The following is an 18,228-nucleotide window of genomic DNA, read 5'->3' as shown; positions in this document are numbered from 1 at the left end:
CGCGTCGTTCAAGTACCTATTGAGAGGGCGCGCCGTGCGGCCACCGCTCTCCCTTACCCTCCCCCGCAAGGGGGGAGGGAACCCGTCCGCCGGTGGCCTCCTAGCGCAATGGCCTCGCGCGGCTCACCCCTTGCCGAGTTGCGCGATCCTGTCGCGCAAATACGTATCCATCAGATCGGGCGCCGAGGCGCCGAACATTCTGATGCGGCCGGTGTGCAGCAACAGCAGCAGGCCGGTCGCGTGCGCGAAGCAATCCACCATCACCGTATTCGCCTTTAGCCTGGACGCGCCGAGCGCCTCGGCGGCTTCCGCAATCGGATGCAGCGCAGCCTCCAGCGCGGCGTTCAGCTCGTGGTCACGGTCGTGGCCGAGCCCGGCCGGCTTCATGCCGCCGCGGAACAGATAGAAGCCGAGATCGAGGTCGCGTGGATGCTCCGCGTAGTAACGGAAGAAAGCCATGCCAGCGGAATGCAACTTCTGTTTGGCGCCGCGCGTCGTCGTGACCGCGGCGCTGACGCCTGGCCGAGCGAGGCCAGCGATTGCCGCAGCACCTCGGCATAGATCGCTTCCTTGGAATCGAAATGGAAATACAGCGCCGCCGGGGTGTAGCCGGCCCGGGTCGCGATCGCCCGAAGGCTCGCGCCCTCGAGGCCTTCCTCGACAAACACGCTGCGCGCCGCATCGAGGATCAGCTCCCGCTTGTGGCGGCTGACCGCTTCCTTCCTGCTCTCGCGCATCTGCATGTTCAGGCGAATCCGTCTTGACTCAATTCTAACACCGTTAGATAATTTAACAGTGTTAGAATAAATGAGCAAGGGAGAACGCCATGCTGATGACGGCTGCGGACTACCGGGAATCCCTGCGCCGCTACAAGCCGCGGGTCTTCGTCAATGGCGAGGCGGTCGCGAGCGTCGCCGACGAGCCGTTGCTGGCGCCGGGCGTGGCGGGTGTCGGCGTGACCTACGATTTCGCGCATCGCGCCGAGCACGCGCCGATCATGACGGCGCGGCAGGGCACCTCGGGCAAGACGGTCAACCGCATGCTCCACATCAATGAGAGCTCGCAGGACCTGCTCACCAAGCTCGAGGCGGTGCGGCTGGTGTGCAGGACATCGGGCTGCGCGCAACGCTATCTCACCCATGATGCGCTCAACGGCCTCTGTCAGGCGACGAAGCTGACCGACGATCGGCACGGCACCGATTACAGCCAGCGCTTCCTCAACTACCTGCACGAGGTGCAGGACCAGGACCTGACGCTCGGCGTTGCCATGACCGATGCCAAGGGCGACCGCTCCAAGCGGCCGGGCCTGCAGGCCAATCCGGACGTCTATGTCCACATCAAGGAGCGCCGCGCCGACGGCATCGTGATCCGCGGCACCAAGGCGATCGTCACCGGCGCGCCCTATATGCACGAATTCCTTGTCATGCCGTGCCGCACCCATGTGCCCGACGACAGGGATTTTGCGGTATGTTGCGCGGTGCCGGTCGATGCGCCCGGCGTCACCATCGTCGCGCGCCCGGCCGGCCGGCCCGGCGATGCCGCTGCGAAATTCTCGGCGAAATACGGCCAGTCGGTCGGTGTCGTGATCTTCGACGACGTGTTCGTGCCGCATGATCGTGTCTTCCTCGCCGGCGAGACCGAGGAGGGCGGCTTCCTCACCACGTCCTACGCCACCCATCACCGCCACTCCTGCATCGGCGCGCGCGCCGGGTTCGGCGATCTTCTGATCGGCGCCGGCGCCCTGATGATCGAGGCCAACGGGCTCGATGCCGAGCAGCATGCGCACATTCGCGAGGCGATGGTCGAGCTCATCACCATCACCGAGAGCTTCTACGCGTGCGGCGTCGCGTCCTCGGTCTACTGCACGAAGGACCCCGCCGGTTCGGTGATGCCGGATGCGGTGTTCTCGAACATCGGCAAGCTTTTGCTTGCGACCAAGATCTACGACATGCACCGCGTGGCGCATTACGTCTCTGGCGGTCTGATCGTCGCGCTGCCGGGGCCCGATGAGGACCACAATCCGGAGACGCGCGCCTCGCTCGCCGCTGTCATGGGCGGACGTCCCGACATCCCGGCCGAGCAGCGCGCCGAGGTGGCGCGGCTGATCGAGGACCTCACGGTCTCGCACCAAGCCGGCTGGTACTCGGTGATCTCGCTGCATGGCGGCGGTTCGCCGGAGGCGATGAAGCGCGAGATCTGGCGCAACTATCCGGTGATGGAGAAGGCCGAGCTGGTCGAGAACCTGCTCGGCCGCGGTCTCGTCGACGAGGGACAGCGGGTGTCGAAGCAGCCCGGCCGCTGCTGCGCCACCGGCTGCGAGGTGCCGGCGCCATCAGCGCCTGCGCTGGAGCAGGAGCCTGCACTCGTGAGGTGAGCACGCTCGTCAGGCAACCTCCCCCAACGCAACCGGGGTGTACCCCGGTTGCGCATTAAAAATTTGCGCAAGTCGGGCAGGCCCGACTTGCGTCGGGGGAGGGCTGGGGAGAGCGGTAAGCCCCAGGCGAGATGATTGAAGTGCGTTGCGCTTTGGCAACTTCGATCGCGCATCGTTGAGACTCATACTGAGAGAGCACGTCGTGTGGCACCCCTCTCCCTAACCCTCCCCCGCAAGGGGGGAGGGAACCCTTCCGCTGGTGCCCTCCTCACTGCGTGCGTCAGAAGTCCGCCACTTGATCGGCGCGATCTTACGCCTTCTGCGTGTAGAGCAGCGGCACGGCGGAATCCACCATCACCTCGATCAGGCTCGCGCCCTGATGCGACAAGCCGCGCTTGTAGGCGCTCGCGAGCTCGGCCGATTTCGTCACCCGCACTGCATCGCAGCCCATGCCTTCGGCGAGCTTGACGAAATCGATGCCCGGCAAATCGAGGCCTGGCACGTTGCGCACCTGCATCACCTGGCTGAACGAGCGCATCGCGCCGTAGCCGGAATTGTTGAGCACCACGACCGTCAGCGGCAGCTTGCGCTGTGCGGCGGTCCACAGTGCCTGGATCGAATACATCGCCGAGCCGTCGCCGATCAGGCATACCGTGCGGCCCGCGCTGCGCCCGAGCGCCATGCCGACCGCGGCCGGCAGGCTGTAGCCGAGGCCGCCGCTCGCCATGGTGTAAAAACTGTCCTGGCCGCGCATCGGCATCGCCTTCTGCATCAGCGGGCGGTGTGACGGCACTTCCTCGACCAGCGCATCGTGTGGCCCCATCGCGGCCGCGAGCGCGTGCAGCGCGTATTCGGCGGGAATCGGATCGCCGGCCGCGGGCGCCGGCGGCAGGACGCGTCCCGCGGCTGCGGCGCGCCTGGTCTCGGGCAGCATCTCGAGCAGCGCCGACAACGCCGGCTTCATGGTCGCGACGATGCTGTGGCCGGTGGGGGTCATCGCAGCAGCGTCCGGATCGTCGGTGATCTGGAAGATCGTGGTCGCGCCGTCGAAGATCGCGGCATGGCCCTCGACATGGAAGGTGAACACCGGCGCGCCGACCACGACGACGAGATCATGATCGCGCAGCGCGTCGGAGAGCTGGCCTGGTGCGGCATGCAGGAAGCCGGCAAATTGCGGATGCCGCTCGGGGAACGAGCAGCGCGCCGAGAACGGGCTGGCCCAGACCGCAGCCTTGGTCTTTTCGGCGACCTTCACCATGAGATCGACGGCTTGCGCGCGATCGACGGAGGGGCCGACGACGAAAGCAGGGCGCTTGGCTTCGCCGAGCGCCGCCACCAGCGCCTGCATCGCGGACGTATCGGGGCCGACCTCGCGGCTGATCTGGCGCGCATCGAGCGGCTGCGTCGCATGCGCCCAATCGTCGATCGGCACCGAGACGAAGGTCGGCCCGCAGGGCGGCTGCATTGCGACATAATAGGCGCGCGCGATCGCCGCCGGCACGTCCTCGGCGCGCGCCGGCTCGACGGCGAATTTCACGTAGGGACGCGGGAATTCGGACGCGCGCTCGGCATAGAGGAACGCCTGCAGCGGCATGATCGAACGCGCCTGCTGTCCCGCGGTGATGACGAGCGGGGTCTGGTTGCGATAGGCGTTGTAGATGTTGCCGAGCGCGTTGCCGACGCCGGCCGCCGAATGCAGATTGATGAAACCGGCATTGCGCGTCGCCAGCGCATAGCCGTCGGCCATGCCGACCACCGAGGCCTCCTGCAGGCCGAGCACGTAATCCATGTCGTCGGGCCAGTCGCTCAGGAACGGCAATTCGGTTGAGCCGGGGTTACCGAAAACCTTCTGGATGCCCCACGCTCGCAGCAGGCCGAAGGTGGCGTCTTTGACGGTGACGGCTTTGCCTGTGGCGGCGGGCTTGCGGGACGACATCGAGCGGTTCCCATTTCTGTCTTGTTATGTTCCGTCATTGCGCGCGGCAAAAGCGGAAAGGCAATCCACCTGTCGATGGATTGCCCGGCGATGTCAAGCCGCTGCGCCGATAGTTGCCGCGGCAACGGCCGAAAAACTGCGTGATCAATTCGCCTTCTGCAACGCCGCCGTCTGCTTGTCGAGCTGCTTGTCGAAATCCTGCTCGAGGCCCGCCACATAGCTGGCGTTTTCGCCGGGCTTGACGAACGGGTTCGGTGCGCCGTCCTTCATCTGCGCGCGCTTGGCCTGCATGTCGTAGACCTCCGGATGCGGCCCGAGCAGCACGTCGACCTTCATTCCCTTGACCTTGGCGAAGGTCGAGCGGTAGTCGTCGACGATGCCGGCATAGGTGGGGCGGCCGACCAGCCGGTTCAGCGCCACCGTCCCGCTGCAGAAGAACAGCACGTTGCGCTCCTGGTTGCCATCCTTCACCGTCATCTCCCAGCTGGTGCAGCCGGGCGAATGGCCGGGCGTGGTGTGCGCGGTCAGCGTCACGTCGCCGAGCGTCACCTTGTCGCCTTCCTTCACGGTGCGGTCGACCTTGACCGGCGGAAAGCCGAGATCGGTGTTCTTCTCGTCGCCGGGATAGTAGCCGCCTTCGAGCAGCGGCTTGTCGCGTTCGCCGGCAATCAGCTGCGCGCCGGTCTCCTGCTTGATCTCGGCAAAGCCGCCGGTGTGATCGAGATGGGCGTGGGTGTTGAGGATGTCCTTGATGTCGGCGACCTTGAAGCCGAGCTTGGCGATGTTGTCCTTGATCATGCCGGTCGACTGCTGCATCGCCGTATCCATCAGGATCAGCCCTTGCGACGTCTTGATGATGTAGACCGCGATGCCGTCAGTGCCGACATAATAGATGTTGCCGATCAGCTGGAACGGTTCGAACGGCGCGGTCCATTTCTTCATGACCGCGGCCATGAATTCCTTGAGCGTCTGTGCCTGCGCACCGGTTGCGATCAGCGCGAGCGCACACAGCGCGGCTGCGATCGTCCTCATGGTTGCCTCCCTGTTTGTTGTTGTTCGTGCGGGCGCACTATGCGGGCTGACAATGCCGATCGCAAGCGGCGGACGGCCGGCATTTTGCCGAGCCGCCATGCAGGCGGCGAACCGTCCGCCGCGTCCCTGTTCCCCGGGGTCAGCTCGCGTATTGGGCGATGCCGTTGCCGAACGACCAGTTTTCCTTGGCGACCTCGACCAGGCTGATGAAGATATCGTCCGGGCGGCCCTGCAACTGGCTCTGGAAATCGTCCACGATCCGCTTGTAGAAGCCCTCCTTCATTTCGACCGAACGCCCGGCATTCAACGTGATCTGGATGAAGATCAGATCGTCGCTGTAAGTGTTGCCGAGATAGTTTTCGGCGTAGTTCAGGTCGCCGCGATCATGCTCGGTGATGATCTGAAACTTGTCGTTCTGCGGCACGTTGATCACGTCGAGCATCGCCTTGTAGACGATCTCGCCCAGGGTCTTGCGGTATTCGGCGGACTTGCCGCGCTTCAGGTCGATACGAACGAATGGCATGATGGTCTCCGTTTGTTGTGCGGGGCTCGGCCGGGTCGGCCCCGTGTGATCGAGATGCTGCGACGGTGCGAAGGCGTTCGCGTCGTCCGCTTGCGCCGGCGGCGTCGGGGAATTCAGCGGGTCGCCTTGAAGGCCTCCCAGCGCGCGTCGCGCTCTCTCTGGTATTTGGGCATTCGCTCGGCGACCATGTCGGCCCAATGCAGCGGCTCGCCGCAGGCCTGGCAGACCGGACCGAGTCCGGCCGGATTGCCGCAGGTGAGGTGGGTGTAGTTCATCGAAAGACCGTCCCTGGGCGACTTGCACCAGGTCTCGCCCCAGGCGCGCAGCGCGAACATCACGGGGAAGAACGCCGCGCCCTTCTCCGTCAAATGATACTCGTGGCGTAGCGGATGCCTGTTGTAGATGCGGCGCGTCACCAGTCCGTCGGCCTCCAGCTTCTTCAGCCGTGCAGCAATCATCTGGGGCGTCGCGCCGGTGTAGGCCTGAATCTCCTCGAAGCGGTGGTTGCGCGCGAACAGCTCGCGCAGCACCAGCACCGTCCAGCGATCGCCCACGACGGTCTCCGCGCGTGCCACCGGACAGAGCGTTCGGTCAGCAGGGTTGCCCTTTGGCTTTGCCATCACGTTTTCTTCATCCGAAGTAACTATGATATTCATAGTAATATGCGCTATCGTGGATCCGGGTGCAACGGGCATCTTCCGCCCGGTCCCTCACATTTCAAGGAGCGAGCCATGAGTGCCGAAAGCATGGGTTCGAAGCCGGGCGTCGACATGAAGCTCGAAGTCGTCGTGATCCCGGTGTCCGATGTCGATCGCGCCAAGCGCTTCTATGAGAACCTGGGCTGGCGGCTCGACGCCGATTTCGTCAGGGCGGACGGCTCGCGTGCCCTCCAATTGACGCCGCCGGGCTCGCCGACCTCTGTTCATCTCGACAAGGGATCCGCGCTGCCGCGCTTCCTGATCGTGAACGACATCGCGGCGGCGCGCGCCGAGCTGATCGCGCGCGGCGTCGATGTCAGCGAGGTGTTCCACCGCGGACCGCAAGGCCGCATCAAGGGACCCGATCCGGAGCGGCCGAGTTACGGTTCGCTTGCCACGTTCAGCGATCCCGACGGCAATGTCTGGCTGCTGCAGCAGGTCACGCAGCGCCTGCCCGGCCGCGTCGATACCAGCAGCACGACCTTCTCGTCATCGGCGGATCTCGCCGCCGCGCTCCGCCGTGCGGCAGCCGCGCATGGCGAGCACGAGAAACGCACCGGCGGGCACGATGCGAACTGGCCGGATTGGTACGCCGACTACATCGTGCGCGAGCAGGCCGGCCAGCCGTTGCCGGAGTGAGCGAGCAAACAGGAGTATCCTCTCCATCGCGGTAAGCCACGCGGCCGCGCATCGCGGTCTCACCCATGCCCGGTGTCGAACACCGGCGCGTAGCCGTTGCCGTCTCGACGGATATGGGCGCAACGCGAGCCACGGAAGTGGGCCGGTATGACCAGCCGGCCGCTGTCTGCGGCCTCTGCCAGGATTTTCGTGCGCGTCTCGCCCGCCAGCTGCGGGTCGGCACAGGATGACGTCGAGAGATCGGGCTGGAAGACCTGCACCGGATTGTGCACGGCATCCCCGCAAAAGATCGCACGATGTTGCGGGTAGTCGACGAGCAGGCCCATCTGCCCGCTGGTGTGGCCCGGCAGGGGCACGAGCCGCAGACCGGGACCGAGCTCATGGCCATCGTCGACCAGATCGACACGGCCTGCCTCGACGATCGGAATGACGCTCTGTTCCAGGGCGCGGGCGTGGATCGGCGCGGCCCGGCCAGTATCGTGTTGCGTCATCCAGTCGGCAAGCTCGCGGCGGCCGAACAGATAGCGCGCGTTGGGAAAGGTCGGCTGCCAGCGACCATTGTCCTGGCGCGTATTCCAGCCGACGTGATCGACATGCAGATGGGTGCAGAACACCAGATCGATGTCGGCCGGATCGACGCCGCTCGCGCGCAACCGATCGAGGAAGCCGCTGCCGTTCCGCCGGTGCCAGGCCGGGATCTCGGGGATGTCCTTGTGTTCGCCGATGCAGGAGTCGATCAGCAAGGTTCGTCCGCCTGTTCGCACCACAAAGCTCTGGATCGCGTGTTTCGCCTGGTCCCGGGCGAGATCGATGAACACCGGCTCCAGGATATCGCGATTCGCTTCGATCAGGCCGCGATCATACCCAGGCAGGAACTCGGAGAGCGGAAGCGCAAAATCATCGTCATCGACGATGACGTCGACGGTCGCGTCGCCGATCGCAAATCGCATGACAGCTCCTTCCCGGAGAACCGTGCCATCTCGCCGCGGGGCGCGTCGTCGTCGTTCAGTTGCTTTGCCGCGCCGCCGGCTCGAAGCTCACTATGCGGGTTGCCGCTATCGATCGCAAGTTGCGTGGCTTGCGGACGGCGATCAGACCATGCCGCGCAGCAGGCCGATCAGGCGGCCGCACTCATCGTCCGTCCCGACCGTAATGCGCAAAAAGTCCTCGATCCGCGGCTTCTGGAAATGCCGGACCAGGACGCCGCGCTCGCGCAGCTTCGCGGCGAGATCCGCGCCGCGGTGGCCAGGATGACGGGCGAACACGAAATTCGCGAGCGACGGCAGCACCTCGAAGCCAAGCTCGGCGAGGCCGCGGACCAGCGCCTCGCGGCTCCGGATGATGCGTTGCCGCGTCTCCTCGAACCAGGCCTCGTCCTCAATCGAGGCGACCGCGCCCGCGATCGCAAAGCAATCCAGCGGATAGGAGTTGAAGCTGTCCTTCACCCGCTCCAGCGCCTCGATCAGCGGGCGTTGGCCGATCGCGAAGCCGACCCGAAGGCCCGCCAGCGCGCGCGACTTCGACAGCGTCTGCACCACCAGCAGATTGTCGTGCCGCGTGACCAGCGGCACGGCGCTCTCGGCGCCGAAGTCGACATAGGCCTCGTCGACCACCACCAGCCGGTCGGGATGTTCGGTGAGCAGCGCCTCGATTGCGGCGCGTGGCAGCACGATCCCGGTCGGTGCGTTCGGATTGCACAGCAGGATGGCGCTGCCGGGCCGCCGGTAGTCGGCGAGGTTCACCCGCATCGCGGCATCGAGCGGCACCACCTCGTAGCTGACGTCATAGAGGCGGCAGTAGACCGGGTAGAAGCTGTAGGTGATGTCGGGGAACAGCAGCGGGGCGTCGTGCTTCAGGAGCGCCGGAAAGGCGTGAGCCAGCACCTCGTCCGAGCCATTGCCGACAAACACTTCGTCTGGCGTGACGCCATAGCGCGCTGAGATCGCCTCGCGCAGTGCGGTTGCACGGGGATCCGGGTAGAGCCGCAGTCGATCCGTCGTCGCGGCGATCGCAGCCAGCGCGCGCGGCGACGGCGGGTAGGGATTCTCGTTGGTATTGAGCTTGACGAGGCCATCGATCTTCGGCTGCTCGCCGGGCACGTATGGCGACAGATTGTGGACGACCGAACTCCAGAAGCGACTCATGATCCCTTGATCCATGGCTGAATGCGATCACAGTAAAGGATGCGAGACGCCGGCGAAAGCGGGCCGTTCATCTTGTGTCGCAATCAGCAGCGCCGCGTGCGGACCTTACCAGGTCGCCGTGCCCTTCATGGTCGGCTGGCCCTCGGCGTTGGCGGTCCACAGCTCCATGCCGCCGTCCTTGTCGTTGGCATTGATCGAGAACTCGCTGCCCTCGAACAGCGGCTGCACGCCGCGATAGGACAGCTTCTTCGGCGGCTTGCCGTCGCGCAGCTTGGCGGCGAGCTCGACGATGAAGGAGGCCTGCAGCGGGCCGTGGAAGATCAGGCCCGGATAGCCCTCGACCTTGGTGACGTAGTCGCGGTCGTAATGGATACGGTGGCCGTTGAAGGTCAGCGCCGAATAACGAAACAGCAGCACCGGGTCGGAGACGTGGCTCTCGCGATGCTGCGCGACCGGAGGCGGCGGCGCCTTGGCGGGCGCTGCGGCCTGCGTCGTCATCTCGCGATAGACGATGTCCTGCCGCTCGCGGACCGCAAGCCCGCGCGAGGTCGTGACCTCGTGGTTGACCGAGACGAAGCACAGCGTGCCGGTCGAGCCCGATTTCACTGTGACGTCTGCAATGCGCGAGGTGCGCTTGGCGTCGTCGCCGATGCGCAGTGCGTCGAAGAATTCGAGCTCGCCGCCGGCCCACATCCGGCGCGGCAGCGGCACCGGCGGCAGGAAGCCGCCGCGGGTCGGATGGCCGTCGGGGCCAAGCTGCGACATCGGAAACACCGGCTGCGCCAGGCACCAATGCGTGGTCCACGGCGCGGCATCGCCGGCCTTTGGCTCGCCGATCTCCTGGAACAGCGTCGCGCGCAGCCCCATCACGAGATATTTGGTGACGACGTCGGAGGCCTCCTGGGAGCGGCCGATCCACTGGCGGAGATGATCGAGGTCGAGTTTATCGGTCATGAGATTTTGCCCGCGGTGAGAGAAATCTGAGCGTGATGGCGTCGGTGTGACGGCAAACTCGGCACACCTCTCCCGCTTGCGGGGGAGGTCGGCGCGCAGCGCCGGGTGGGGGCTCTCTCCACGGTGGGATTCGTGGAGAGAGCCCCCACCCCAACCCTCCCCCGCAAGCGGGAGAGGGGGCGCAGCTCGTTCTTGATTGCGATCGCGCCTGATCTCATTGCAGCCTAACGTTTGGTGCGCTCGCCGATCGCGGGCACCTTGCCGTAGTGCCTGTCTTCACCGACGACGATCGCGGCCGGCGCCGGATAGCTGACCTTGCCGTTCGGCGTGTCGACCTCAATGCGACGCAGATGCGGATGCTTGGCGAGGTCGTCCATGCTGTTGACCTCGGCAAAGGCGATGTCGGCCTCCGCGAGCTTCGCCAGCAATTCCTCGCGCGTGAGCTTGCCAAAGCTGTCGTTGACGATCTGGTCGGTCAGCGTGCGGTTGCGCACCCGCTCGACCATGTTGGCAAAGCGCGGATCGTCGGGCAGAGCAGGCTGTCCCAGCACCTTGGCGCACAGCGTCTTCCACTCGCGCTCGCTCTGGATCGAGATCAGGATTTCCTTGCCGTCCTTCGAGCGGAATACGCCATAGGGCGCGATCGACGGATGAGCGAGGCCGATCCGCTTCGGCGACTTGCCGTCCTCGGCATTGAGCAGCGGCACGGTGAGCCAGTCGGCCATCACGTCGAACATCGAGATCCTGATGTCGGCTCCCTCACCGGTGCGGCCGCGGCCAATCAATGCTTCGAGGATCGAGGCATGCGCGGTAGCGCCGGTCGCGACATCGACGATCGACATGCCGACGCGCGAGGCGCCTTCGGGGCCGCCGGTGATCGAGGCGAGGCCGCTCTCGGCCTGGATCAGCAGGTCATAGGCCTTGCGGTCGGCATAGGGGCCGGTGTCGCCGTAGCCGGTGATCGTGCACATGATCAGCTTCGGATAGTCCTTGCGCAGCCGCTCGCGCGAGAAGCCGAGCTTGTCCATCGAGCCGGGCTTGAGGTTCTGCAACAGCACGTCGGCGCCTGCGATCAGCTCTTCCAGCGTGGCGCGGCCTTCTTTGGTGGCGAGATCGACCACCGCGGAGTCCTTGCCGCGGTTGAGCCAGACGAAATAACTGCTCTGGCCCTTCGCCGCGGCATCATAGCCGCGGGCGAAATCGCCCTCGGGCCGCTCGATCTTGATCACATGGGCGCCGGCGTCCGCCAGGCGTGACGAGCAGAACGGCGCAGCAACCGCCTGTTCGACGGCGATGACGGTCAATCCCTCAAGCGGCAGCATGATCACAGAACTCAGTAGGAGCGGGGCATGCCGAGCACGTGCTCGGCGACGAAGGACAGGATCAGATTGGTCGAGATCGGCGCCACCTGGTAGAGCCGGGTCTCGCGGAACTTGCGCTCGACGTCGTACTCCTCGGCGAAGCCGAAGCCGCCATGGGTCTGCACGCAGGCGTTGGCCGCTTCCCAGGAGGCGTCGGCCGCCAGCATCTTGGCCATGTTGGCCTCTGCGCCGCAATCGAGCCCGGCTTCATATTTGCGGGTGGCTTCCTTCACCATCAGCTCGGCCGCGCGCATCGAGGCGTAGGCTTTTGCAATTGGAAACTGGATGCCTTGATTCTGTCCGATCGGACGGCCGAACACGCTGCGCTCCTTGGCGTAGTTGGTCGCCTTGGCGATGAACCACTTGGCGTCGCCGACGCATTCGGCCGCGATCAGGATGCGCTCGGCATTCATGCCGGAGAGGATGTAGCGAAAGCCCTTGCCTTCCTCGCCGATCAGATTCTCCGCCGGCACCTTCATGTCGGTGAAGAACACTTCGGTGGTGGCGTGGTTCATCATGGTTCTGATGGGGCGGATCTCCAGGCCCTTGCCCTTGACCTCGCGCATGTCGACGATGAACACCGAAAGCCCGTCGGTGCGCTTCTTCGATTGTTCCTTCGGCGTGGTGCGCGCCAGCAGCACCATCAGGTCGGAATATTCGGCGCGGCTGGTCCAGATCTTCTGGCCGTTGACGACGTAATGGTCGCCCTCGCGGCGCGCGAAGGTTTTCAGCGACGAGGTGTCGGTGCCGCTGGTCGGCTCGGTGACGCCGAACGCCTGCAGCCGCAATTCGCCGGTCGCGACCTTCGGCAGATACTTGGCCTTCTGCGCATCATTGCCGTGCCGCAGCACGGTGCCCATCGTGTACATCTGGGCGTGGCAGCCGCCGCCATTGCAGCCGGCGCGCTGGATCTCTTCCAGGATCGCCGCCGCGGCCGACAATTTCAGGCCCGCGCCGCCATATTCCTCGGGGATCAAGACCGACAGATAGCCGGCCTCCGTCAGCGCATCGACGAATTCCTTCGGATAGGCCATCTGGCGATCGAGCTTGCGCCAGTATTCGCCGGGAAACTGCGCGCAGAGTTTTGCCACCGCGTCGCGGATGTCTGTGTGGTCGTCGGTGTGTTGATCGTGTGTGGTCATTGTTTCATCTTGCCGAGAGGTTGTGCCTGAAGCAGGCCAATTGCCCGCTGTTGTGGGGCCCCGGTAAACTCCCTATGCTGTTTTGTTATAGCGTATCAACCTGCCTTCCAGGATTGGCAAGTATGGATTTCCGCCAGCTTAGGACGTTTGCGTGTGTCGCGGAACTCGGGAGTCTGAGCAAGGCATCCGATACGCTGCGGGTCGCGCAGCCGGCGCTGAGCCGGCAGATCAAGCTCCTGGAGCATGAGCTGCGCACCGAACTGTTCACGCGCAACGGCCGCGGCATGGTGCTGACCGATGCCGGCCGGCTGCTGCTGGCGCGCACCGGCGGTATCGTGCGGCAGATCGACCAGATCCGGGACGACATCCAGTCCGCCGGCGGCGCACCGTCCGGCCGCGTCGTGCTCGGGCTGGTGCCGACGGTGAGCTGCGTGCTCTCGGCGCGGCTGGCGCGGCGCACGGTGGAGCGCTATCCCGGCATCTCGCTCTGCATCGTCGAAAGCTACAGCGGCCATCTGATCGAGTGGCTGCATCGCGGCGAGATGGACCTCGCGGTGATCTACGGGCCGTCGGTCGATCTGCATCTGACGGTGCAGAGCCTCGGCCGCGATAGCATCGTCGCGGTCGGCCCGCGCGGCAGCGGGCTGAAGCAGAAGAAGCAGGTCGAGTTCGGCTGGCTGATGCGCCAGCGCTTGGTGCTGCCCAGTCATTCGCACGGGCTCCGTGCGCTGCTCGAACATGCCGCGGCCAAAAAGAAGATCGATCTCGACGTCAGGCTCGAGGCGGATTCGTTTCGCGTGCTGACCAGCCTGGTCGAGGAGGGCCTCGGATATACCTTGCTGCCGCCGTCCTCGGTGCGCGCCGAGGTGGCGGAGGGGCGGCTCGAGACCGCCTCCATTGCGCGGCCGGCGCCGCGGCGCGAGCTGACGCTGGCCTCGCCGGTCGAGCATCCCGGCTCCAATGCGATGACGCTGCTCGCAAAGCTGTTGCGCGACGAGGTCGCCGCGCTGCGCGCCGAGGGGCTCTGGGATATCCAGCTCGCCTGAGCGCGGCTTGCGCATCACTTCACCGCGAAGCCGAGATGGCCACGGAAGCGGTTTTTCAGGTAGGTGCCGTCGCGCGGCGGCAGCGCGCGCTCGACCTCGCCGGCGGCGATGCGGATGCGCGCCAGCCGCGGGCCGCCGCCGAGATCGCGCAGGCTGGCGCGGAAGGCCTCAACGCCGGCCATGTCGGCGATATCGGAAATGCTGGCAATGCCCGCGCCGCTCGCGATCACCTCGAGCCTGGCGCCGAGGCCGGAGTGGCTGAGCTGCATCCCGGTCTCGCCGAAATGGCCGTTGTCGAGCACCGCGATCGAGAGATTGCCGGGCTGCTTGGTGGCGATGGTCAAGAGGCTGCCGATCCCCATCAGCTGCTCGCCGTCGCCGGTGACGACGAGCACCGGGCGCTTCGGCTGCGCCAGCGCGAGGCCGAGCCCAACCATCGCGGCGCCGCCCATCGCGCCCCAGAGATAGAAATTGCCGGGGTGCTCGCCGGCGTCGAACACATCGTAGGACGAGGAGCCGAGCCCGGAGATCACGAGCAGGTCGCCGCGCTCAGTGAGCAGCGCCTTCACGGCGGCGCGGCGATCGAGAGTGCCTGTTGCAGCTGACATCAATGCGTCTCCTTGGTCCACTTCTTGCGGCCGATCATCCGCTGCGAGATCAGCACCGCGACCTGCTGGTCGCCGTCATAGGCGAGCGAGGCGGCGGCCGAGACCACTTCCTCGGCATCGTCAGGGTTGTCCAGCCGCAGCACGGTGGTGCCCATGATCTCGAACGCTTGCGGCGTCGCTCGGCCCATCGGGATCTGCCAGGGATTGAACTCGGCCCATTCGCCGCGCATCGTCACCAGGGTCAGCAGCGGGAAGCGGCAGCTTGCCATCAGTGACAGCATGTTGACGCAATTGCCGACGCCGCTCGACTGCATCAGCAGCACCGCGCGATCGCCGCCGAGCCAGGCGCCGGCGGACAGCGCCACGCCTTCTTCCTCGGTCGTCAGCACGGTGGTCTTGATGTCGGCATCCGCATGCGACAGCTTGATCAGCTTGGAATGCCCCGCATCGGGGACATAGGACACCTGCGCCACGCCAAAATCCTTCAGCGTGCGGTAGATCGTAACCGGCCAGTCGGTGCTGGTCGCGTTGTCCTGGTGAACGGCAATCTGGTCCATCATGGCCTCGGCGGTAGCGTTTTCGAGCGAACCGGGTATCGGTTCGCGAAGAAAAACGCGTCAGTACAAGGGGCGCGCATGGGCGCGGCCTCACGTCACAGGCTTTAGGCCAGATGGGGGCTATATTCTCTTCGCATCTGCTTTGCGCAGCTATGCCAGAATTGTATAGCCGCCAAGCGAGCGGGGAGGGCGGACGGAGCGTCTTTTGGCCGGATCGGCAGACAGCCTCATTGCAGCCAAAAAAGCGGCTCCCTATCTTCAGAATGCAAAATGGCGGGCGCCGCCGGGCCGCAGGGCATGCTTCATTTCAAGGCTTCATTTTCGGCATATTGATAGACCCGTCGCATTTTCAGGTATCGGGGCATGATTGTCCGAGATCGCTTTCGCGGCCTCTTCCCAAAGTACTTTCTCGTGCTCTTCCTGGCCGTCGCGTTTCCGATTGCGATCAATGGCAGCATTGAAGCCTGGTTCGGTTACCGTGATCAGCGCGCGAGGCTGGACCAACTGCTTGGCGTTCAGGCGACGTCCGCTGCCGCCGAAATTCATAACTTCATTTCCGATATTTCAGTCCAGCTTGGGTGGCTGGTCCAGCTGCCATGGACCGACGAGGCGGATGAAGAGCGGCGGACCGATGCCTTGCGTCTGTTTCGCCAAGCGCCTGCCATTGTCAGCGTGACTCTCATCGACAACAAGGGGTTGGAGCGTCTCTATGTCTCGCGGGTCGGCCTCAATCGGATTGAAAGTCGTACAGACCGGTCGAATGATCCTGCGGTGATCGGCGCCCACGCGAGGCAGGTTTGGTTCAGCGATGTCAGCTATCACAGGGGCTCGGAACCCTATTTGACGGTTGCTTTGGTGGGTAACCGAACCGCGGTCGGCGCAGCCATCGCCGAAGTCAATCTCAAGCTGATCTGGGATGTCGTTTCGGCGATCAAGGTGGGTGAGACCGGTCTCGCCTTTGTCCTGGACCGTCAGGGTCGCCTGATTGCCCATCCCGACATCAGCCTCGTCCTCCGTGGGATGGAAGAGAGAACCTCACAGCCATTTCGCACCATACGCGACGCGATCGGCCCGGGAGCAGGCTTTGCAACGAGCCGGGACGCACAGGGACGTCAGGTTGCCGCCAGCGCGGCTCCTGTGGCGGGACCCGACTGGACTGTTGTGGTGGCACAGCCGCTCTCTGAAGCCTACGCGCCGATCTATGCCGCCCTGCGGCGGACCGCAGTGCTTCTCGCAGGTAGCACCCTATTTGCAGGGCTGCTGGCCTATGCATTTGCGCACCGGATGACGGAGCCGATCAAGCTGCTCGAGGAGGGGACGGAACGGATCGGCGCCGGATCGTTTGAGCACCGCATTTCGATCCAGACCGGAGACGAGTTTCAGCGTCTTGCAAACAGCTTCAACAGGATGGCCGCCGAACTCGCGCTCGCACAGCAGCACCAGGAGCGTATCACGAAGCTCAAGCGATTTCTCGCGCCTCAGGTCGCGGATCTCGTCGATCGGGCCGGCGACGACAGCGTGCTGGATGGCCGCCGTACCGACGTCGTCGTTGTGTTCTGCGATTTGCGGGGGTTCACCGCGTTTTCCGCCGGCGTCGCGCCCGAGGCAGTCATGAGCGTGCTGTCCGAATATTATGAGGTTTTGGGCCGGGTCATTGCGCAGTTCGAAGCAACGCTCATCAGCTTCTCCGGAGACGGACTGATGGTGCTGGTGAACGCACCCGTTGCGGTCGAGCAGCCGGCGTTAAGAGCCGTCGACCTTGCGATCGAAATGCAGAAGCGCGTGCAAGGGCTGATCGCCGGCTGGCGATCGCGAGGCTACCATGTCGGCTTCGGCGTTGGGCTCGCCGGCGGACCGGCCACCGTCGGCCGCATCGGGTACGAGGACCGGCTCGACTACACGGCGATCGGCAGCGTGGTCAATCTGGCGGCCCGCCTGTGCGCATCTGCCGCAGACCGGGAAATCCTGGTCGACGCCGAGATCGCCGCAAGCGTGCGCGGCAAGCGGGCTGTGCAGGAGATCGGGAATCGACAAATCAAGGGCTTCGATGAGGCCGTTCCGGTCTCCGAAATTTCCTTTGATGTGCCCTAGCTGATGCCGGCTCGCGGGTGCTCGGCGCAATCCGTTGGCGACTGGCTGAGCCCCCTGAGATATGCTTCGATCGACGGCGAGCAGCGAGTTCGTGAGCATGAGATGCGTTGACGCTGGAGCAGCAACGTTGCGCGGACGTGCCAGACGGCGCGACTTCCTCTCGTTGATGGCCGCCGCCGCGACCTGGGCGACATCCTCGCATGCGCAGAAATCGTCCATGCCGGTCATCGGCTATCTTTGCCCGGAATCGCCTGATCTGTTTGGCAGTCGGCTGAAAGCATTTCACCAGGGACTTGCCGAAGTCGGATTCGTGGAGGGCCGCAACGTTGCGATCGAATATCGATGGGCCAACGGGCAATATGCTCGCTTGCCCGCTCTGGCCGCCGAGCTGGTCGCACGCAATGTGGATGTGATGGTCGCACCCGGCGGCGCCCCGGTCGCACTTGCCGCCAAAGCGACCGGCACCACCACGACCATCGTCTTCGAGATGGGCGGCGACCCGGTCCAGTTGGGCGTGGTGGACAGCCTGTCGCGGCCGGGAGGCAATATCACGGGAGTCTCGAGCCTGAGCGTCGACGTGTCGCCGAAGCGGCTTGAGTTGATGCACGAGCTGCTGCCGGCGGCCACCACATTGGGGGTCGTCACCAACCCGACAAGTCCCACTGCCGGTTCACAAGTGCAGAGGCTGCGCTCCGCCGCCGAAACCCTGGGGGTTCAGCTGCAGATCCTGAGTGCAAGCAAGGAAGATGAATTTGAATCGCTGTTCTCTGCCGTGGCGAACGAGCAGGCAAACGCACTCGTATTCACCTCCGATCCCTATTTCGCATTTCGTAGCCAGCGACTGGCCGATCTCGCGACGAAGTATGGCGTGCCCGCAATCACGCAGACCCGCGACTTCCCCCTGGCTGGAGGGTTGATGAGCTATGGAGGTGATTTTGTGCAGTCGCATCGGCGCGCGGGCATCTATGCCGGCCGGGTTCTGAAGGGCGAAAAGCCTGCCGATCTTCCGGTGCAACTGGTGACCAAGGTCGAGTTCGTGATCAACCTGAAGACCGCCAAGCTGCTTGGCCGCGAGTTCTCTGCTTCAGTTGTCAGCGGCGCGGATGAGGTGATCGAGTAAGCC

General features: G+C 64.9%; 18 protein-coding genes. 5 read left to right on the top strand and 13 right to left on the bottom strand.

What is annotated here, in order from left to right; translation table 11 throughout:
- Positions 1 to 123: 123 nt before the first annotated feature.
- Together V5279_RS34760 and V5279_RS34755 are read right to left on the bottom strand one after the other, a co-directional pair.
- Positions 124 to 459, bottom strand: a complete 336-nt coding sequence (locus V5279_RS34760) for a hypothetical protein (protein WP_338691538.1) — start codon at positions 457 to 459, stop codon at positions 124 to 126.
- Positions 384 to 737: a helix-turn-helix domain-containing protein gene (locus V5279_RS34755; protein ID WP_338691537.1), complete on the bottom strand. Its 354-nt coding sequence runs from the start codon at positions 735 to 737 to the stop codon at positions 384 to 386. The genes V5279_RS34760 and V5279_RS34755 overlap by 76 nt, the downstream gene beginning before the upstream one ends.
- Before the next feature lie 89 nt (positions 738 to 826).
- Here V5279_RS34755 and V5279_RS34750 point away from each other — a divergent pair, with 89 nt between their 5' ends.
- Entirely contained in the window at positions 827 to 2,374 is a 1,548-nt protein-coding gene (locus V5279_RS34750) for a 4-hydroxyphenylacetate 3-hydroxylase family protein (RefSeq protein WP_338691536.1), read from the top strand.
- Between the two features lie 310 nt (positions 2,375 to 2,684).
- Here the strand turns inward: V5279_RS34750 and mdlC are convergent, their stop codons facing one another.
- The 4 genes from mdlC to V5279_RS34730 form a co-directional block, all read right to left on the bottom strand.
- The gene (mdlC, locus tag V5279_RS34745; protein WP_338691535.1) at positions 2,685 to 4,310 is read right to left on the bottom strand and encodes a benzoylformate decarboxylase; all 1,626 of its coding nucleotides are present in this window, start codon (positions 4,308 to 4,310) and stop codon (positions 2,685 to 2,687) included.
- A 144-nt stretch (positions 4,311 to 4,454) separates the two neighbouring features.
- On the bottom strand, positions 4,455 to 5,342 hold the full coding sequence (gene blaBJP, locus V5279_RS34740; RefSeq protein ID WP_338691534.1) for a BJP family subclass B3 metallo-beta-lactamase: 888 nt from the start codon (positions 5,340 to 5,342) through the stop codon (positions 4,455 to 4,457).
- Between the two features lie 139 nt (positions 5,343 to 5,481).
- A complete protein-coding gene (locus V5279_RS34735) occupies positions 5,482 to 5,865 on the bottom strand; it encodes a tautomerase family protein (protein ID WP_338691533.1) in 384 nt (127 codons plus the stop codon).
- Between the two features lie 113 nt (positions 5,866 to 5,978).
- The gene (locus tag V5279_RS34730; protein ID WP_338691531.1) at positions 5,979 to 6,485 is read right to left on the bottom strand and encodes a helix-turn-helix domain-containing protein; all 507 of its coding nucleotides are present in this window, start codon (positions 6,483 to 6,485) and stop codon (positions 5,979 to 5,981) included.
- A 111-nt stretch (positions 6,486 to 6,596) separates the two neighbouring features.
- Between V5279_RS34730 and V5279_RS34725 the strand changes: the two genes are divergently transcribed.
- Entirely contained in the window at positions 6,597 to 7,202 is a 606-nt protein-coding gene (locus V5279_RS34725; protein WP_166298463.1) for a VOC family protein, read from the top strand.
- Between the two features lie 59 nt (positions 7,203 to 7,261).
- On the opposite strand, the gene V5279_RS34720 is transcribed toward V5279_RS34725, so the two are convergent.
- The 5 genes from V5279_RS34720 to V5279_RS34700 all read right to left on the bottom strand — a co-directional run bounded on the left by V5279_RS34720 (position 7,262) and on the right by V5279_RS34700 (position 12,803).
- Complete coding sequence (locus V5279_RS34720) at positions 7,262 to 8,152, bottom strand: MBL fold metallo-hydrolase (protein WP_166298462.1); 891 nt, start codon at positions 8,150 to 8,152, stop codon at positions 7,262 to 7,264.
- A gap of 141 nt (positions 8,153 to 8,293) precedes the next feature.
- The gene (hisC, locus tag V5279_RS34715; protein WP_338691530.1) at positions 8,294 to 9,346 is read right to left on the bottom strand and encodes a histidinol-phosphate transaminase; all 1,053 of its coding nucleotides are present in this window, start codon (positions 9,344 to 9,346) and stop codon (positions 8,294 to 8,296) included.
- Positions 9,347 to 9,451: 105 nt separating this feature from the next.
- Entirely contained in the window at positions 9,452 to 10,300 is an 849-nt protein-coding gene (locus tag V5279_RS34710; RefSeq protein ID WP_166298460.1) for an FAS1-like dehydratase domain-containing protein, read from the bottom strand.
- A gap of 224 nt (positions 10,301 to 10,524) precedes the next feature.
- Complete coding sequence (locus V5279_RS34705; protein ID WP_338691529.1) at positions 10,525 to 11,622, bottom strand: CaiB/BaiF CoA-transferase family protein; 1,098 nt, start codon at positions 11,620 to 11,622, stop codon at positions 10,525 to 10,527.
- Positions 11,623 to 11,633: 11 nt separating this feature from the next.
- Entirely contained in the window at positions 11,634 to 12,803 is a 1,170-nt protein-coding gene (locus V5279_RS34700; protein ID WP_338691528.1) for an acyl-CoA dehydrogenase family protein, read from the bottom strand.
- Between the two features lie 122 nt (positions 12,804 to 12,925).
- Between V5279_RS34700 and V5279_RS34695 the strand changes: the two genes are divergently transcribed.
- Positions 12,926 to 13,849, top strand: coding sequence for a LysR substrate-binding domain-containing protein (locus tag V5279_RS34695; protein ID WP_166298456.1), 924 nt, complete (start codon positions 12,926 to 12,928; stop codon positions 13,847 to 13,849).
- A gap of 14 nt (positions 13,850 to 13,863) precedes the next feature.
- Here the strand turns inward: V5279_RS34695 and V5279_RS34690 are convergent, their stop codons facing one another.
- Together V5279_RS34690 and V5279_RS34685 are read right to left on the bottom strand one after the other, a co-directional pair.
- Positions 13,864 to 14,457 carry a thiamine pyrophosphate-dependent enzyme gene (locus tag V5279_RS34690; protein ID WP_338691527.1) on the bottom strand — a complete coding sequence of 198 codons (594 nt, stop codon included), beginning with the start codon at positions 14,455 to 14,457 and terminating at the stop codon, positions 13,864 to 13,866.
- Entirely contained in the window at positions 14,457 to 15,017 is a 561-nt protein-coding gene (locus V5279_RS34685) for a phosphonopyruvate decarboxylase (RefSeq protein ID WP_338691526.1), read from the bottom strand. Before V5279_RS34685 ends, V5279_RS34690 begins: the two co-directional genes overlap by 1 nt.
- Before the next feature lie 360 nt (positions 15,018 to 15,377).
- On the opposite strand from V5279_RS34685, the gene V5279_RS34680 reads away from it, so the two are divergent.
- Together V5279_RS34680 and V5279_RS34675 are read left to right on the top strand one after the other, a co-directional pair.
- Positions 15,378 to 17,105: an adenylate/guanylate cyclase domain-containing protein gene (locus V5279_RS34680; protein ID WP_338691525.1), complete on the top strand. Its 1,728-nt coding sequence runs from the start codon at positions 15,378 to 15,380 to the stop codon at positions 17,103 to 17,105.
- A gap of 166 nt (positions 17,106 to 17,271) precedes the next feature.
- Positions 17,272 to 18,225, top strand: a complete 954-nt coding sequence (locus V5279_RS34675) for an ABC transporter substrate-binding protein (protein WP_338701550.1) — start codon at positions 17,272 to 17,274, stop codon at positions 18,223 to 18,225.
- Positions 18,226 to 18,228 lie beyond the last annotated feature (3 nt).

The organism is Bradyrhizobium sp. 26S5 (assembly GCF_036923295.1).
GTDB classification, from domain to species: Bacteria; Pseudomonadota; Alphaproteobacteria; order Rhizobiales; family Xanthobacteraceae; genus Bradyrhizobium; species Bradyrhizobium septentrionale.
Note: the sequence above shows the minus strand (reverse complement) of the source record. Positions and strands in the feature narration are given on the sequence as shown.

Excerpts from the sequence above, each read along its gene's own strand:
- V5279_RS34730 (WP_338691531.1), bottom strand. The coding sequence starts at position 6,485 with ATGGCAAAGCCAAAGGGCAACCCTGCTGACCGAACGCTCTGTCCGGTG.
- V5279_RS34760 (WP_338691538.1), bottom strand. The coding sequence starts at position 459 with ATGGCTTTCTTCCGTTACTACGCGGAGCATCCACGCGACCTCGATCTC.
- V5279_RS34710 (WP_166298460.1), bottom strand. The coding sequence starts at position 10,300 with ATGACCGATAAACTCGACCTCGATCATCTCCGCCAGTGGATCGGCCGC.
- V5279_RS34680 (WP_338691525.1), top strand. The coding sequence starts at position 15,378 with ATGATTGTCCGAGATCGCTTTCGCGGCCTCTTCCCAAAGTACTTTCTC.
- V5279_RS34725 (WP_166298463.1), top strand. The coding sequence starts at position 6,597 with ATGAGTGCCGAAAGCATGGGTTCGAAGCCGGGCGTCGACATGAAGCTC.
- V5279_RS34755 (WP_338691537.1), bottom strand. The coding sequence starts at position 737 with ATGCGCGAGAGCAGGAAGGAAGCGGTCAGCCGCCACAAGCGGGAGCTG.
- V5279_RS34685 (WP_338691526.1), bottom strand. The coding sequence starts at position 15,017 with ATGATGGACCAGATTGCCGTTCACCAGGACAACGCGACCAGCACCGAC.
- V5279_RS34720 (WP_166298462.1), bottom strand. The coding sequence starts at position 8,152 with ATGCGATTTGCGATCGGCGACGCGACCGTCGACGTCATCGTCGATGAC.
- blaBJP (WP_338691534.1), bottom strand. The coding sequence starts at position 5,342 with ATGAGGACGATCGCAGCCGCGCTGTGTGCGCTCGCGCTGATCGCAACC.
- V5279_RS34695 (WP_166298456.1), top strand. The coding sequence starts at position 12,926 with ATGGATTTCCGCCAGCTTAGGACGTTTGCGTGTGTCGCGGAACTCGGG.
- hisC (WP_338691530.1), bottom strand. The coding sequence starts at position 9,346 with ATGAGTCGCTTCTGGAGTTCGGTCGTCCACAATCTGTCGCCATACGTG.
- V5279_RS34705 (WP_338691529.1), bottom strand. The coding sequence starts at position 11,622 with ATGCTGCCGCTTGAGGGATTGACCGTCATCGCCGTCGAACAGGCGGTT.
- V5279_RS34750 (WP_338691536.1), top strand. The coding sequence starts at position 827 with ATGCTGATGACGGCTGCGGACTACCGGGAATCCCTGCGCCGCTACAAG.
- mdlC (WP_338691535.1), bottom strand. The coding sequence starts at position 4,310 with ATGTCGTCCCGCAAGCCCGCCGCCACAGGCAAAGCCGTCACCGTCAAA.
- V5279_RS34675 (WP_338701550.1), top strand. The coding sequence starts at position 17,272 with ATGGCCGCCGCCGCGACCTGGGCGACATCCTCGCATGCGCAGAAATCG.
- V5279_RS34735 (WP_338691533.1), bottom strand. The coding sequence starts at position 5,865 with ATGCCATTCGTTCGTATCGACCTGAAGCGCGGCAAGTCCGCCGAATAC.
- V5279_RS34690 (WP_338691527.1), bottom strand. The coding sequence starts at position 14,457 with ATGTCAGCTGCAACAGGCACTCTCGATCGCCGCGCCGCCGTGAAGGCG.
- V5279_RS34700 (WP_338691528.1), bottom strand. The coding sequence starts at position 12,803 with ATGACCACACACGATCAACACACCGACGACCACACAGACATCCGCGAC.